Raw genomic sequence first — 16,047 nt, forward strand, 5'->3', positions numbered from 1 at the left:
TATTTTTCAGATCGGATTTTATTAAAGGGGAATCAAGAGATACAATGGCCAGCATTCAAGAAGTAATCGAACAGTGGAAAAGGGCCTTAGCGATAGAAGTGAACCACTTAAAAACACAGGGTGGGACGAGGTTTATGATTACGGATGGGAAGTGTCTTCACAAGCACGAAAAGGGAGCAACCTACTGGTTTATGCTTGCGTCCGATGCATACCTCCCTGAAAGTACTCCTATCCGAGTAGAATTTAGAAATCAATCTTATTCTGGTCGTATCGTATCAGTAGAAGGTTTTGATGTTATCTTAGAACTGGATACCTATTTCGGTAATGAGATCCAGGAAGCGTTTCTTTTCAGTGAACCATGGGAGCTCCTTGAAGCTTTATCCAAAAGATTCGATTCCATCAAAGGAAATGCCAATAAACAAAATCGGGTGAAGCGCCTGCTCTCGGGGAAATCACCCGCAAAGCATCCAAAGGAAAAGGTAAAGAAACCCGTCCATGAGGTGACATTAAGAGCAAAATATAATCCCACTACCTATATTTGGGGACCTCCAGGGACCGGAAAGACCTATACCCTCGCAAGGATGATTGCCCAGCAGTATTTATGGGGGAAAAAAATCCTCGTCATGGCGCACAGTAATGCAGCCGTCGACGTGCTGCTTTTAGAAATAGCCGAGTTTATTCAAAAGAAACAAATGTGGAAGTCTGGCGAAATTTTACGGTATGGTTTTAGCGCAGATCTTAAGGTAAAGGAACAGGAGGACCTTCTTTGTGCTAAGCTTGTGGAAATGAAAAACCCGGAAACGCAAACAAAGATTAGCAAGTTAGAATCAGAGAAAGTAAGGCTGCTGCAAACCAAAACGAACCCGAGGAAACTAGCGGAAGTTGCAAACGAACTTAAAGCTTTACGGTCGAAGATTGCGCATGAAGAATCGCAATATGTGCAGGAGGCTGCTGTTTTTGGGGTAACTCTTTCGAAAGCAGCGATGGACCCGCTTATTTATGAACAGGATTATGATTTAGTCGTTGTCGATGAGGTGAGTATGGCTTACATCCCGCAGGTAGCCTTCGCCTCTTCATTAGGAAAAAGAATCGTGGTTTGCGGAGACTTCAAGCAATTGCCTCCTATTGCGATGGCGGAATCAAAATTAATAGAGATGTGGCTAAAGCGGGACATTTTCCATGGTGCAAAAATCGTGGAGGCAGTGGAACGAGGGGAAGAGCATCCGAACCTTTTTATACTGAAAGAACAGCGAAGAATGCATCCGGAGATTTCAAGTTTTACCAACAGCTTTATCTATAAAAATAACGTATATGACCATGACTCCGTACAGAAGAAAAGGCAGCTAGTTGCCAATCAGCAGCCGTTCCCAAAAGAAGCAGCCACGTTAGTGGACCTTTCCAAAATGGGAGCCTACTGCTTGAAAGATTCGGAATCTAATTCTCGTTTCAACCTAATGTCCGCCTTCATTTCCATGCAATTGATCCTTTCTGGAAAAGCAAATGGAATCAACTCGATCGGGTTCATTGCCCCCTATAAAGCGCAAGCTAGATTGCTTGCCGCTCTGATACAAGATTTGATTCCTGAGAATACAACGGGTGATACGAAGATCATCGCGGCCACCGTACACAAATTCCAGGGCTCTGAAAGAGATATGATGGTATTTGACTTTACGGACAGCTATCCGCAGCCATGTGCCGGGATTTTGTTGACCGATGAGAAGAGTGACCGTTTGATCAACGTGGCTGTAACACGTGCCAAAGGAAAGCTGATAAACATAGTGGACCGCCAATACCTGGAACCAAGGGTTTCAACATCAAAAGCGGCCCGGGCGCTAACCGACCATTTATATAACCATAATAAGACGTATACTCGCCATGAGCTTCCTTCCGTTTTAAAAGAAACCTACAACGAGAACCTGAAATGGTTTGATGAACGGGACAATATTCAATTGCTTAAGGATATAGCGAATGCAAAGCAGATGATCATTTCAGCACCTTTTCCTGCAAAAATAGACCAAACTATTTGGCATGCGTTACAAGAAAAAGAAAGTAGGGTCACATTTATCACACGAAGGAAAGAGGACATACCCTTAAAGTCATTTGATATCATCCAAAATGATCTCGTCATGCCTTTTATCATTATTGATGGCGAAATACTATGGGTGGGAACTCCCGTTATGAAAAATAGCAATATGGAATATTCTCCTGAGGGCCCATTTATTAAATCTAGGCTTGTATCAAAACGAGTGGTAAAGCTATTAACGAGTTATCTTAACTGGGGAACAGCAACGAAATCCCTACAAGGTGAAGGGCAGCAAAAGTTCAAGAGCTCCCGGCCTTCTCTTACCTTAGGAAAATACATTGCCTCATGGGATCAATGCCCAGCCTGTCGGAGCAGAAGGAAGGCGGAGACAACACCAACAGGGAAAATCTTGTTAGTCTGTCATTATTGCGGGAATAAAGGCGGGGTATCGCGCTTTTTATTGCAAAAGTATATTGATTATGTGGATTTAAGATGCAGGAATTGTAATGAGACATTTGAAGCAGCAGGTGAAGGCATGAATGGTGTAGTCGAATGTAATCGCTGCGAGGAAAAGGTAGATGCCAATTCATTGTGGTAGCTGGTAAATCAAAAAGGCGCAGGAATCTATTCTTGCGTCTATTTTAAGTGCCGATACATCTGGGATCTTATCGATTGGAGGATCAGGTTAAGCACCCAATCGGATAAATAGAAGGATAAATTTCTCTTATTTAGTAAATTGCACCGAAAATGGCTTGAATAGGCGGAGAGATTCCGCCTATTGACTCGAAAAACGTGAAAATGGGCCATTTTGCTATGCATAATCGGAAAACATCCCCTTATATTCCCTGAAAAAAGCTCTATTCTGCATCTAACAGGAAAATCTCCGCTTATTTTACAATCGCTGGTTACTCAAATTAAGGACAAGACTTCTTATTTAAAGGAAGTGAGATGAATTTGCCTTTTTGACAAACTTTTCACTGATTTGAAGAGGAAAACGCATATTGTTCAATGCTTTAGATGAAATCTAATCAAACGTTTGGGTAAACTCTTTTTTTGTCAGATATCATTATAACTTGTCGAGTAATAAAAATTATGTTGGATTGGGGAATTTGGTCGATTAACCTCCACGAATTTCTCGACAAAAAATATTCCAAACAGCAATCAAAGGTTCATTTTTTCAAAGGGTTTGCTCGGGTTTTAATCAAACGTTTGATTAAAATGGATTTTAGTCAGTCGTTGTCGGCATTCATCAAATTTCTTTTCCAGGATGCCGTTTTCCTTATACTCAAAAATTTTAGTGCACGTTAAACACCTATATACAAGGGAAGTTTGTTATATTGAATTTTTATTTTATCAAGTTTATCATTGATTTATAGGATAATAGATAATTCATATATTGAAATAATAAGAGATTAGAATAGAAAGGAAACGTCAACATTGAAGGCATATAATAAATTAATGATCCCCTTATTTTTGTTACTTGTTTTTGGATTGGCTGGTTGTAGTGGTGATAATAAGGCAACAAATGTAGGTACGTTACATTTTAAAAATCCTTTACGCATTCCGCAACTTCTTCAGCCTACGATTAGCTCGGATGGCACAAAACATTTTAAGCTGACCATGCAAGCAGGAACGACGGAATTTTTGCCAGGGAAACAGACGAAAACATGGGGACTCAATGGTTCCTATCTTGGTCCAACGATCAGGGTTTCGCGCGGTGACCATGTTGCCTTTGATGTTGTGAACCATTTGGACGTGGCCTCAACTTTACATTGGCATGGAATGAAATTACCGCCCGTTATGGATGGGGGCCCGCATCAGATGATTGAGGCAGGAAAAACCTGGTCGCCATATTGGACCATAAACCAACCATCTGCAACACTCTGGTACCATCCTCACGTGATGGGGAAAACAGCACAACATGTGTACCGTGGACTTGCAGGGATGTTTATTATTGATGATCAGGATTCAAAAAAATTGCCTTCTGATTATGGTGTCGATGATATTCCGCTTATTGTGCAAGATAAAAAGTTTACAAAAGATGGGCAGTTATCCGAAAAAGACGGTACCACCTACGGTACAATGGGGAATGATATCCTTGTGAATGGTACATATGACCCGTTTCTAAAGGTAACAGCCAGTCAAGTGCGGTTTCGACTGCTTAATGCTTCCAATGCGAGAGCCTATAATTTTGGTTTTACGGATGGCAGGTCTTTTAAAATTGTAGCCAATGATTCCGGTCTTTTGCAGAAGCCAATCACCTTAAAACGCTTCATGTTAAGTCCGGGAGAGCGTGCAGAGATTGTGGTTTCATTTAAGCCGGGAGAGAAAACCATTCTCCATAGCTACAGCAGTGGCGGTGAGATTGGAAATGGAGATTTTGATTTGCTGAAAATGGTAGCAGCTCCTAAATTAACAAAGTCAGCCCCAATAGCCAGTCAGCTTTCTACTGTACCGCCTATTGAGGTTCCAAAGAATGCGAAAGTTCGTCAATTTAAAATGACAATGGATGCCGAGATTAATGACAACAAGATGAATATGGACCGAATTGATGAGGTTGTGCCGGCAGGGGCCAAAGAAATATGGGAAATTGACAATTTTGGATCGTCTCATAACTTTCATATTCACGATGCGTCATTTCGAATATTGGACATAAACGGGGAAAAGCCGCCAGAATATGAAAGCGGAAGGAAAGATACCGTGTTTATTCCAAATGGAGCAACCGTTAGACTCGCAGTGGAATTTGCAAACTATGCCGATCCTAATCACCCGCTTATGTATCATTGTCATTTATTAAAACATGAAGATGATGGGATGATGGGGCAATTCTTACTTGTAAAACCCGGTACAGAATCTTCAGTATCAAAAAAACTGCCTAAAAACGATATGAACATGTAGAATAACCACTAAAAGGACTATCTCTAAGAGCTAGTCCGTTCTTTATGCTTAAAGTGGACAAAAACCGTGCTGTCTATCACATGTAAAAATTCCCAGATGAATGCAATGATCCGTACATAAGTACATGAGTTTTTTTATCGACTTATTTAAATTGTTCATATGATTGTAACAGTGGATTATAGTTGCTATAGAATTATTCCTATATAATAAAGAAGCAAGGGGAGAAAACGTTTTCAAGTATGATTAAAGGAGGAATCCATATTATCAGTTTTGGCAAACACTTCTGTAAAACACAATTCTACTCTGTTTTATGCCTTGCTGATATTGAAATATTTACCGAGTAAACATTCCCTGTTGAAGGTATATGATAACAATAATTAGGGGGGAAAATGTGTGTCAAACACAAACACAACCAAAAAATTGACTTTAATATCCCTAGTATTAATGATTTTTACTTCTGTTTATGGATTTAACAACATTCCAAGATCATTTTATAAAATGGGTTATGCCGCTATTCCTTGGTATATCATTTCAGCCATAGCCTTCTTTGTTCCTTTTGCATTAATGGTAGCTGAATTTGGTGCCGCCTTTAAAGAGGAAAAGGGTGGGATCTACTCATGGATGGAAAAATCGATCGGTCCTAAATTTGCCTTTATTGGAACGTTCATGTGGTATTTTTCTTATGTCACTTGGATGGTTAACGTAGCGTCCGGTATGTGGGTTCCGGTGTCAAATGCCATCTTTGGGAAAGATACAACACAAAGCTGGGCTTTTTTAGGTCTTAAAGGACCTCAGGTTCTGGGAGTTTTAGGAATTGTATGGATTCTGATCGTCACCTATACCTCAACAAAGGGCCTGGATAAGATTAAGAAAGTAACCTCTTTAGGTGGTACTGCCGTCTTGTTATTGAATGTATTCCTTTGGGTTGGTGCAATCGCCGTACTGATTGGAAACCATGGACATTTGGCGCAGCCGATTTTAGGGTTGCATTCCTTTATGCAAACACCAAATCCACAATATGCAGGAGATATTATTGCTGCATTGGCATTTGTTGTCTATGCCCTGTTCGCTTATGGCGGACTTGAAGCAGTAGGCGGTTTGGTGGATGTAACAGAAAATCCGGAAAAAACGTTTCCGAAAGGAATTCTTATATCTGCAGCCATCATCACTATAGGGTATTCATTAGGAATCCTGTTAATTGGAATATTCACAAACTGGGCAGCTGTAATGGGTATTTCAAATGTGAACCTTGGAAACGCAAGTTATATCGTTATGGCCAATTTAGGCTACTCACTAGGTACCGCTTTTGGAGCAAGCCATGCTACAGCTGCAGCTTTAGGAGCAGGGGTTGCAAGATTCATCGGAATTTCGATGTTCCTGGCATTGTCCGGTGCGTTCTTTACCTTGATGTTTTCACCTTTAAAGCAGATGATTGAAGGAACACCTAAGAGACTGTGGCCTGGAAAAATCGGTGAAACAAAGAATGGGCTGCCTGTTAATGCGATGTGGGTTCAAGCTGCTATTGTTTGTGTCATGATCGCACTAATCGCTTTCGGTGGAAGCACAATGGCCGCATTCTTTAACATACTCGTATCGATGACTAACGTGGCCATGACCATACCGTATGTCTTTATAGCAATGGCATTCCCGTATTTTAAGAAAAAAGTGGAAATCAAAAAGCCATTTACCGTATTTAAAACGCAAGGAGCCGCAAATTTTTGGGCATGGGTTGTTGTTCTAACCGTTGGACTTGCAAATTTCTTTAGTATCATCCAGCCAGCGATAGAAGGGGATATGCAAACAACCATTTGGAGTGTGGCCGGTCCTGTTATTTTCTCGGTTATTGCATGGTTCATGTATAGCAAATATGAAAAAATGCATGATGCACCAAAGCAGAACCTAAAGAAAATCAGTTAGCCTTTCATTCAAAAAAAGTGGAGCACAATGTGCTTCACTTTTTTTCTTGTCTAAAGACCTCATCTTTTTTCTAATTTTAAAAGCAGCCTTCTTTCGTTCCTTTTCTGCTTTCATTAAAGAATTCTATTATTCTTGAATAAAATCATAATTTCCATAAGAAAAATCTTGTTTTTCGTTTAATTCTATGTAAATATAGATGTCAAGACAGTTGTTAACTGTATGTGTTTACTTTGAAAAAGGAAATGCCGTTCTTATTATTGACATGTGTTGAGACTATACAGCTGGCCACTTTGCTGAGCTGAGATAAAAATGTGAATGTTTTCACAAATGTGTATATAAATATCGAAATATATATTGGGATGTTTGCAATACAATAAATAACAGGAAGGAACATTAAAATGACAATGACTGAAACGCAAAGCCGCATAATTGAGGAAATCCAAGAATGGAAGAAAAAGAGAAACGCGATTTTGCTCGCTCACAATTATGAACTACCAGAGATTCAGGATATTGCAGACGTATTGGGTGATTCACTTCATCTTGCACGTGCGACAGTAGACACTGATGCTGATGTAATCGTGTTCTGTGGTGTTCATTTTATGGCAGAAACAGCTGCGATTTTGAACCCGGAGAAGACCGTGCTTCTTCCAGACCTTGAAGCAGGCTGCTCCTTAGCAGATTCCATCACAGCGGATCAACTGAGAGAATGGAAAGCTGAGCATCCGGGAGCTGTTGTGGTTGCTTATGTGAATACAACGGCTGAAGTGAAGGCAGAAAGTGATTATTGCTGTACCTCTTCGAATGCCGTGGATATTGTCCGGTCCATTCCTGAAGATAAAGAAATCCTTTTCTTGCCTGATATGTTCCTTGGGAATTTTGTGAAGCGTGAAACAGGTCGTGAAAACATGCACATTTGGCTGGGTGAATGTCACGTTCATGCCGGAATTGCTCCGCATCAGGTAGATAATGTTCTTACACAGCACCCTGAAGCCGACCTGCTTGTGCATCCGGAATGTGGATGCTCTACATCTAGCATGTATTTAATGTCTGAAGGCGTTTTGCCAAAAGAGAAAACTCATATTCTATCAACGGGCAATATGTTAAAACACTCTAAAGAATCAGAGGCAGAAGAATTTGTCGTCGCTACAGAAGTAGGAATTATTCATCAGATGCAAAAACAAAATCCTGAGAAAAAGTTTATCCCAGCTAATCCAGAAGCTGTTTGTCCTTTTATGAAACTGATTACACTTGAAAAAGTTTTGGCTGCTTTAAAAGAAAACAAGCATGTTATCACGGTTCCTGCTGATATCGCTGACCGTGCAAAGCTTGCCATTGAGCGTATGGTATCCATTGGTTAAGGGGAATAAAAAACGTTTTGTAAAATAAAAAGGTTAGCCACATGGCTAGCCTTTTTTGTTCTTGAATAAAGGAGCCAACTGATATAGGGATTTACAGATAGGCTCCTTTCAATAGTTATTTAACCTGAGGTTTTGAGTACCTTTTCATGGCCCCGTTTCTTATATACAAGTGCAAGCAGCATCGAAGGAACACTGCAAACAATCATCCCGAGAAAGGCGTATCTTGGCTCAATTTCGTATAAATACCCGCCGAAAATAGTGAACACCGCTGTGCTCCAGCTGAGTGCCAGCGCCGAGTAGATTCCTTGTGCCTTCGGAATCTGCTCATGTGGGATATTTTTGATTAAGTATTTCATAAACGCATAATGCCCCATTGCAAATGAACATGCATGCAAGGTTTGGGCAATACAGAACACAATGACATTAGGAAAGGCAAATATCAATATCCAACGTATGGTTGAACCAAGTGCCGCCATCGTCAATAAGGAGCCTGCTGAAAATTTTCGGAATGTCCGATCGGCATTCAAAAAGAAAATGATTTCGGAGATTACCGCAATGTTAAGAATCACACCAATTAAGTATTCAGGTGCGTGGATTTCTTGTAAATAAAGATAGCCATAGCTGTAATAAGAAGCGTGTGCCGCTTGTAGTAAGATCACAATGACGAGCACGATTCCAAAGTGTTTAATGCGCAATAATTTTAACAAGCCGCCTTTTTTTGACTGATCTGCTTGTGGTTTTTGAGATAAAACAGCGGGTGCACGCATCATTCCAAGACAAACGAATATCAATGTGAGGAATAACAGCGCCCATAAAATCACTTCGTTCCCGAGTGCCCCTGTAAAGAAAGTCAAAATTGTACCAGCTGCGACAAACCCAATCGATCCCCAAGAGCGGCTCTTCCCGTAATGTTTTAATTGCTTATGCTGCATTAGAACACTAGCTGCGCTGTCTAAAGCAGGCATTAATGTAGGGTAAAATAAATGCAAAAATAAATTTACGACAAGTAAGCTGGCAAAGGACTTGGCCGGGATACAACAAAGAATGGCAAGGAGCGTACCGAAAGACATTCCGTTTAGTAAGATTTTACTGCTAAATTTTCCTGATAAATAAGGAAAGGCAAATAATGTGGAAAGTCCTCTTGCCATCAGCCCTAAGCTCATAATCAAACTCGCTTGTGAAATGGTCATTCCTTTTGCATGAATCATCCACCCTGTCCAATAGGGCAGAAAAATCCCCCATGTCATATAGAAGCTGAAAAATTGTCTACTCATCCAGCGTTGTGTATTCATTGTAGATTCCCCCAATGCTTGCATGATATCATGGAGTCGCAGACAATAATATGAGATATCTCATATTTTTGAGGTGGATTATGGAAATATACAAAAAGGAGAAAAGACAGCGTTATTTAGAGGAATACTCGATTTCGCATTTATTTTCTTTTCCAATTGAAGAGTTTATTGAAGTACATGAATATAAGCGTGATGAATGGATTATTCGAGAAGGCATGCGGCCTAGTTTTTTATATTACGTCATTGAAGGGAAAGCAAAAATTTACATAACGCATCAAAATGGGAAGGTTTCCTTAATTAATTTTATCAATTCACATGATTATATTGGGGAAATGGAACTTTTAAATGAAGTGTACAATACAAAAGGGATTCAAACCTCCACGAAGACCATTTGCTTCGCGATTCCTTTTCATCACTGCCGCACACAATTGCTGGAAGACGTGGTCTTTCTTCGTGAACTAACCAAATTTTTAAGTATGAAAGCATCCATAATGGCAGTAAAGTATTCACAAAGCCTAGTTTTCCCGTTTGAAAATCGGCTGGCAGATTTTATCTTGCAAACTGCTGATGAAGATGTATATAAAGAGAAACACGTGACTGTTTGTGATTTTCTTGGCGTATCCTATCGCCACTTATTGCATGTCTTTGCACAATTTTGTGATAAAGGGTATTTGAAAAAGGAAGGGCATCAGTACCGCATTCAGAGGCATGATAAATTAAATGAACTTTCTGTAGTATTGAGGAATTAAGTGCCTGTCACCACCCGCATTTTGTCAAATTCATTGACATGGTTCGGGGAGTGACAGGCACTGTTTGTGAAAAGATACTTACAATAACGCAAAATACACACGAAAGGTTGTACCACGGCCAACCTCACTCTCCACCTCTATCCTTCCGCCATGAGCTTCCACAATTGATTTGGTAATCGATAGACCAAGTCCTGCTCCTCCGTATTGCCTTGTCCGGGACGAATCTGCCCGGTAAAAGCGGTCGAAAATATGTGACAGGCTTTCTCTATTTATTCCAGATCCATTATCCTTAACCGAAAATTCTGAGTAACCCCCGGATGCCACTAGGGAAACTTTAATAGAACCAGCAATTGGATCTGTATGTTGAACTGCATTATTAAATAAGTTCAGAATACCTGCTTCATTTTATCTACTTCGAAGGATCCAAACAAACCCTCAGTAATGTCAAAATCCACAGTACGCCCGTCAGCCAGCATATTTAACTGCGGATCTATTTCCCTTATTAACTCGGAAAAATTAATCTTTGAAACCTGCAATGCAGGAGCCTGGTCCAACTTTGTCAGCAATAATAAGTCCTCCACCAACTTTATAATCCGTTTTGTTTCCCGTGCATACTATTCAATGTTTTATAAAGCTGCTCCGGCCGATTTGCTGCACCTCTCAATAACACTTCAAGAAACCCGCGTATCGAGGTCAGCGGTGTCCGCAGTTCGTGAGAGGTATCGGCAATAAAACGTCTCATTTGCTCCTTCGTTTCCCGTTCATATTCAAATGATTCTTCCAATCGCTGGTTGATCAGGGACAAGAGGAAATCGACCGGTTGGCAGATTCATTTAATGGCATGCTGGAAGACGCCCGGCCGAATTTCCTGCATTGGTCTTCTTTACCGTTCCAACAATCTTTGATAATGGCACAAGCGTTTTCTTAAGAACTCTTATATAGATTCCAAGTCCGCTTACGTATGGCGGTAACAGTATGACGCCACAGGCAGGACCTTTTACAAACGGTGGAATGGGAGGACCTCCTGGAAGAGCAATAACTGCCTTCAATCCGAATGGAACCACATCATCACAAAATAGTGGTAAAGGGCAGCCAAACAACTTCCAGCTGCCGACTAATCAAGGTAGTAAACGTAGCGGTATGAACAGTGAGAGTTTGGATCAAAAAACCTTGAATTATCTCAAAACACATAACACAGGTGAACAATACCTATTTGCGACAACCAGTTATCAAACAGCTGCGCCTTATATCATTGATCAAGGTGAGTCAGTCATTAGATGGGGGGATTTTCTGGTAATGCCCCTGTTTACTCTGTTACCAAACTAAAGGAACTCGTCAAAACCGGCAAAGTGAAATACTTCCTTATCTCGGACCGAGGTGGGATGGGAGGACAAAGTTCCGACGTGATTCAATGGATTAAGCAGAATGGAACAGAAATACGTCATCTGAATGGCAATCAGCGAATGGAAGCTCGTCTAATCAAGGACAACGTGGTCCAGGTGGTTCAGGAACGTTATATGAAGTAAAACGCTAGAGGAGGGATAAGAATGGGACAAAATATTCGTTTTTCGGTCATAGTGCCAATGTATAACGAAGAAGCTGTTATTGAAGAAACCTATCGGCGCCTGAAAAAAGTGATGAGTCAAACGGGTGACAGCTATGAGCTTATTTTTATCAACGATGGCAGTCATGATCGATGCTGTGAAATGATGAAGGAATGTGCCAGATGGGATAAAACCGTGAAGCTCATCGACTTCTCGAGAAACTTTGGCCACCAGATTGCGATTACTGCAGGAATGGATTATGCGAAAGGAGATGCGGTTATCATTATTGATGCGGATCTCCAAGATCCGCCTGAATTAATTATTGCCATGATTGAAAAATGGAAAGAGGGATACGAGGTTGTCTATGCCAAACGGGTCAAACGAAAAGGAGAAACGATCTTTAAAAAATTATCGGCCCGGGTTTTCTATCGGGTACTAAGTGCTGCCACTGAAATTAATATTCCAGTTGATACGGGTGATTTCCGCTTGATGGACCGGAAAGTATGTAACCAAATGAGGCGGATAAAGGAGAGCAATCGGTTTGTCCGCGGCTTGGTAAGCTGGGTGGGTTTCCGCCAGGCGGCCGTTGAATACGTCAGGGAAGAGCGGCTTGCAGGCGAAACCAAATACCCATTGAAACGAATGATCAAGCTATGCTTGGATGGGATTCTTTCTTTTTCAATAAGCCATTAAAACTAGCGATATATTCCGGTCTGTTTTTATCCGGAATCGGGTTCGTGTATCTGCTATATGTCTTATATCTTGCTCTTTTTACACAGGCCACAATAAAGGGATGGTCGTCACTGATTAGTATTATGCTAGTCTTTAATGGTTTCACGCTTCTTATTCTGGGGATTTTGGGAGAATACATCGGAAGAATCTATGATGAGACGAAAGGACGGCCGCTGTACATTGTTAAGGAAGTTTACGGAGAGGAAGCACAAATGAAGCTGCCGAATCAACGGATGATTCATTCATGAAATCACTGATAAAATTTGTTGTAATCGGGCTAACGAATACGGGGATAGATATTCTAATTTTTACACTCTTGGTTTTCCTTGAAATCCCCGTACTTCCAGCCCAGTTTGTTTCATGTTCGTGCGGAATAATAAACAGTTATTTCCTCAATAAATTTTGGACGTTTCATGAAAAAGAAAGACCCAATTTAAAGCAACCAATAAAATTTATTTTCATTAATATGTTGACGTTGGGGGTAGTGACCTTATTGCTGAATGAATTCTTTCACCATTTAGAGTATTCATTGTTAGTGTCAAAGCTTATGTCTTCCAGTGTCGGGGTTTTGATTAATTATGGCGGCAGCCGTCTCTGGGTATTCAAGCGCATTAATACGGCTTAAAGCAGTGCTGTTGCCAACTGTTAAATTAATCAAGAAAAATCTTATATTTAAAGGAGGAATTTCGACAACAATTTTATAAGTGATAAAGGTAATATCTTTAATAAATAAGACTTTCTATCGAAACTAATCAAACGTTTGATTGAAATAGTTTTTTGTCAAAAAGAATAGAAAATCCTCAAATTTTAGTATTATTGTTTAGAAACATTTGAGGGAAAATTTAATCCAACAACAAGCTCAGCAAACTTTGATATTTATGTTCCTGTGAGAAAACTTAAATAAAAGGCATGTTTGATGTATGCTTATGAAACGAATTGTGCCACTGAGAATGTTGATTGTTACGTGCATAAAATTATCTTTTTGGAGTTTGGTTGGTTAATAATCAGAAGATTGATTTAATAATAAGAAATGAAAGATGATCCATATATCCCGGTAAGGGTAATTGAAAATGCTGCAGCTGTTGCTAAAAATGTGTAAGGCTTTTCGATTAGTCCAGCTGGTTATTTGGAAATAAATGATGTAACGATTAAATAAGCAGTGGATAAAGAGGATATTCGAAAAAGGTATTCCCTTTTCTCTTTGTCATAATGAACGAAGGAGAATGGATATGAACAGCAATTATTGGTTAATTAATGCGAGATTAGAAGTAGGCTTTAAAAAAGAGAATGGAAGAGTAGTTGGAACTGAAACTGAATTATACAATTTATTCATTTCGGACGAAAAAATCTCTGAAATTGTTAAGGCCGGTGAACCAATTTCAAATCATTTGCCAACGATGGATGCAAAGGGATTGTTGCTGCTTCCATCTTTTATTGAAAAGCATGTTCATCTAGATAAAACCTATATGGGTGAAAAATGGAGCGCATGCATCCCTGCAAAAGGTGTGATTGAACGCTGTGAATTCGAAAAGAAGATTCTTGCATCGATTCCCTCCAGTACAAGAGAACGCGCAGAAGCCTTACTTGAGGTATTGCTGGCTTCAGGCTCCACACATGTAAGAACTCACGTAGATATTTATCCTGAAGTGGGGATTCAAAACTTAGAAGGAGTTCAATTAGCATTAGAATCGTATTCGAATAAACTAAGTTCTGAAATTGTTGCATTTGCCCAACATGGCTTGCTCCGTCCATGTACAATTCAGCTAATTAAAGACGCAATACGAAATGGAGCAGGGATTGTTGGATCGGTGGACCCAGCGACGGTGGATAACAATATTGAAGAATCATTAGTACAGTTAATGGACATCGCAGTGGAGGGAAATGCAGATATCGATCTCCACTTGCACGATCCCGGTCACTTAGGAACTTTTACAATGAAACGGCTTGCCTATTTAACCAAGCAAGCCGGCTGGGAAGGGAGAGTAGCCATCAGTCATGCTTTTGGACTTGGGGATGTTTCGACAGGGGAAGCATATGAAGTAGCAGAAATATTAAAGGACTCCGGTATTTCAATCGTAACAAGTGTGCCAATCGGTCGGGCTATTCCTCCAGTTAAATTGTTAACGGAATGGGGAGTGGAAGTAGCAGTAGGAAACGACAATATTTATGATTCATGGTGGCCAACAGGAAACGGTGATATTCTTGAAAGAGCTGGACGTCTTTTGGAGTATTTCAGATGGACAGATGAGGTATCTCTATCTCAGGCGTTGAAATATATAACCGGAGGTAAAACTCCATTAAACAAAGAAGGTAACCAAGTTTGGCCAAAAGCAGGAGATGCGGCCGATATGGTTCTACTCGATGCCAGTTGTTCGGCAGAAGCTATAGCAAGACGATCCAAAAGAAACGCGGTATTTTATAATGGAATTCTTGTTTCCGGTTCATTAAACGAATAAACTCGCTCCATTTAATTATAAATTTGTTTTCAACAAACCGAAATGTTGAATGGGTACTGAAAATTTCAATAATCTGTTTGGACTGGATAAATAAAAGGGTCACCTCAAAGGAGACTCTTTTGTCATTTTAATGTATTGACTATTTTGTGAGTTATATTAACCTCCAGCTAAGGAAAAATGGCATGGTTGTTACCTTCGCACGAAGATAAAAAACAGTTGACAATTGTAGTATGAATCTATAACATTAGTAAATGTCGCTGATTCAAGTCGTTGATTCAAAATAAATTATTTCAAAAAAATAATTGATACTTTGAAGATGAGATGGTATATTAATAAAGTCGCTTTTGAGCGGCGCTGAAAAATTGGTCTTTGAAAACTAAACAAACAAGACGTGTAAACAAACAATCATATTCGTTTCTTTTCGAAACGAAGCCAACGTAATATTTTTGAGCTAATCAACTTTCTTGGAGAGTTTGATCCTGGCTCAGGACGAACGCTGGCGGCGTGCCTAATACATGCAAGTCGAGCGAATCAATGGGAGCTTGCTCCCGTTGGTTAGCGGCGGACGGGTGAGTAACACGTGGGCAACCTGCCTGTAAGACTGGGATAACACCGGGAAACCGGTGCTAATACCGGATAGTCCTTTTCCTCTCATGAGGAAAAGCTGAAAGACGGTTTCGGCTGTCACTTACAGATGGGCCCGCGGCGCATTAGCTAGTTGGTGAGGTAACGGCTCACCAAGGCGACGATGCGTAGCCGACCTGAGAGGGTGATCGGCCACACTGGGACTGAGACACGGCCCAGACTCCTACGGGAGGCAGCAGTAGGGAATCTTCCGCAATGGACGAAAGTCTGACGGAGCAACGCCGCGTGAGCGATGAAGGCCTTCGGGTCGTAAAGCTCTGTTGTTAGGGAAGAACAAGTACCGGAGTCACTGCCGGTACCTTGACGGTACCTAACCAGAAAGCCACGGCTAACTACGTGCCAGCAGCCGCGGTAATACGTAGGTGGCAAGCGTTGTCCGGAATTATTGGGCGTAAAGCGCGCGCAGGCGGTCCTTTAAGTCTGATGTGAAAGC

Annotated in this window: 12 protein-coding genes, 1 rRNA gene and 2 pseudogenes (1 of these 15 running past the window's edge); 11 read left to right on the forward strand and 4 right to left on the reverse strand. The window is 40.6% G+C overall.

What is annotated here, in order from left to right; translation table 11 throughout:
- Positions 1-44 precede the first annotated feature (44 nt).
- From ACZ5XR_RS00930 to nadA, 4 genes are all read left to right on the forward strand, one after another.
- Positions 45-2,621: an AAA domain-containing protein gene (locus tag ACZ5XR_RS00930; RefSeq protein WP_464499859.1), complete on the forward strand. Its 2,577-nt coding sequence runs from the start codon at positions 45-47 to the stop codon at positions 2,619-2,621.
- Positions 2,622-3,460: 839 nt separating this feature from the next.
- The gene (locus tag ACZ5XR_RS00935; protein ID WP_464499860.1) at positions 3,461-4,921 is read left to right on the forward strand and encodes a multicopper oxidase family protein; all 1,461 of its coding nucleotides are present in this window, start codon (positions 3,461-3,463) and stop codon (positions 4,919-4,921) included.
- 393 nt (positions 4,922-5,314) lie between these two features.
- Positions 5,315-6,838: a glutamate/gamma-aminobutyrate family transporter YjeM gene (gene yjeM / locus ACZ5XR_RS00940; protein ID WP_464499861.1), complete on the forward strand. Its 1,524-nt coding sequence runs from the start codon at positions 5,315-5,317 to the stop codon at positions 6,836-6,838.
- Between the two features lie 398 nt (positions 6,839-7,236).
- Positions 7,237-8,196 (forward strand): quinolinate synthase NadA, encoded by a 960-nt coding sequence (nadA, locus tag ACZ5XR_RS00945; protein ID WP_464499862.1) that lies wholly within the window; start codon positions 7,237-7,239, stop codon positions 8,194-8,196.
- A gap of 119 nt (positions 8,197-8,315) precedes the next feature.
- Here nadA and ACZ5XR_RS00950 read toward each other — a convergent pair whose 3' ends face one another.
- Positions 8,316-9,488, reverse strand: coding sequence for an MFS transporter (locus ACZ5XR_RS00950; RefSeq protein WP_464499863.1), 1,173 nt, complete (start codon positions 9,486-9,488; stop codon positions 8,316-8,318).
- 80 nt (positions 9,489-9,568) lie between these two features.
- Here ACZ5XR_RS00950 and yeiL point away from each other — a divergent pair, with 80 nt between their 5' ends.
- Positions 9,569-10,237, forward strand: a complete 669-nt coding sequence (gene yeiL / locus ACZ5XR_RS00955) for a transcriptional regulator YeiL (RefSeq protein ID WP_464499864.1) — start codon at positions 9,569-9,571, stop codon at positions 10,235-10,237.
- 78 nt (positions 10,238-10,315) lie between these two features.
- Here yeiL and ACZ5XR_RS00960 read toward each other — a convergent pair whose 3' ends face one another.
- The 3 genes from ACZ5XR_RS00960 to ACZ5XR_RS00970 are packed head-to-tail and all read right to left on the reverse strand — an operon-like array spanning position 10,316 to position 11,042.
- Complete coding sequence (locus ACZ5XR_RS00960) at positions 10,316-10,630, reverse strand: sensor histidine kinase (protein WP_464502191.1); 315 nt, start codon at positions 10,628-10,630, stop codon at positions 10,316-10,318.
- Complete coding sequence (locus ACZ5XR_RS00965) at positions 10,624-10,803, reverse strand: hypothetical protein (protein ID WP_464499865.1); 180 nt, start codon at positions 10,801-10,803, stop codon at positions 10,624-10,626. The genes ACZ5XR_RS00960 and ACZ5XR_RS00965 overlap by 7 nt, the downstream gene beginning before the upstream one ends.
- Positions 10,804-10,823: 20 nt before the next feature.
- Positions 10,824-11,042 carry a histidine kinase dimerization/phospho-acceptor domain-containing protein gene (locus tag ACZ5XR_RS00970; RefSeq protein WP_464499866.1) on the reverse strand — a complete coding sequence of 73 codons (219 nt, stop codon included), beginning with the start codon at positions 11,040-11,042 and terminating at the stop codon, positions 10,824-10,826.
- Positions 11,043-11,377: 335 nt separating this feature from the next.
- Here ACZ5XR_RS00970 and ACZ5XR_RS00975 point away from each other — a divergent pair.
- The 6 genes and pseudogenes from ACZ5XR_RS00975 to ACZ5XR_RS01000 form a co-directional block, all read left to right on the forward strand.
- A pseudogene (locus ACZ5XR_RS00975) lies at positions 11,378-11,604 on the forward strand (mannosyltransferase YkcB-related protein); the annotation flags it as partial.
- Positions 11,605-11,640: 36 nt separating this feature from the next.
- Positions 11,641-11,763, forward strand: coding sequence for a hypothetical protein (locus ACZ5XR_RS00980; RefSeq protein ID WP_464502462.1), 123 nt, complete (start codon positions 11,641-11,643; stop codon positions 11,761-11,763).
- 21 nt (positions 11,764-11,784) lie between these two features.
- Positions 11,785-12,761: pseudogene (locus ACZ5XR_RS00985) on the forward strand (glycosyltransferase family 2 protein).
- Positions 12,758-13,138 (forward strand): GtrA family protein, encoded by a 381-nt coding sequence (locus ACZ5XR_RS00990; RefSeq protein WP_464499867.1) that lies wholly within the window; start codon positions 12,758-12,760, stop codon positions 13,136-13,138. Before ACZ5XR_RS00985 ends, ACZ5XR_RS00990 begins: the two are co-directional and overlap by 4 nt.
- 604 nt (positions 13,139-13,742) lie before the next feature.
- A complete protein-coding gene (locus ACZ5XR_RS00995; RefSeq protein ID WP_464499868.1) occupies positions 13,743-14,969 on the forward strand; it encodes an amidohydrolase in 1,227 nt (408 codons plus the stop codon).
- A gap of 461 nt (positions 14,970-15,430) precedes the next feature.
- Positions 15,431-16,047 (forward strand): 16S ribosomal RNA (locus ACZ5XR_RS01000); it runs 933 nt beyond the window's last position.

The sequence above is a fragment of the Neobacillus sp. Fa239 genome, from assembly GCF_055395235.1.

What these genes read in the sequence shown, in the direction of transcription:
- ACZ5XR_RS00930 (WP_464499859.1), top strand. Translation starts at nt 45, where the DNA reads ATGGCCAGCATTCAAGAAGTAATCGAACAGTGGAAAAGGGCCTTAGCG.
- nadA (WP_464499862.1), top strand. Translation starts at nt 7,237, where the DNA reads ATGACAATGACTGAAACGCAAAGCCGCATAATTGAGGAAATCCAAGAA.
- ACZ5XR_RS00950 (WP_464499863.1), bottom strand. Translation starts at nt 9,488, where the DNA reads ATGAATACACAACGCTGGATGAGTAGACAATTTTTCAGCTTCTATATG.
- yeiL (WP_464499864.1), top strand. Translation starts at nt 9,569, where the DNA reads ATGGAAATATACAAAAAGGAGAAAAGACAGCGTTATTTAGAGGAATAC.
- ACZ5XR_RS00990 (WP_464499867.1), top strand. Translation starts at nt 12,758, where the DNA reads ATGAAATCACTGATAAAATTTGTTGTAATCGGGCTAACGAATACGGGG.
- ACZ5XR_RS00995 (WP_464499868.1), top strand. Translation starts at nt 13,743, where the DNA reads ATGAACAGCAATTATTGGTTAATTAATGCGAGATTAGAAGTAGGCTTT.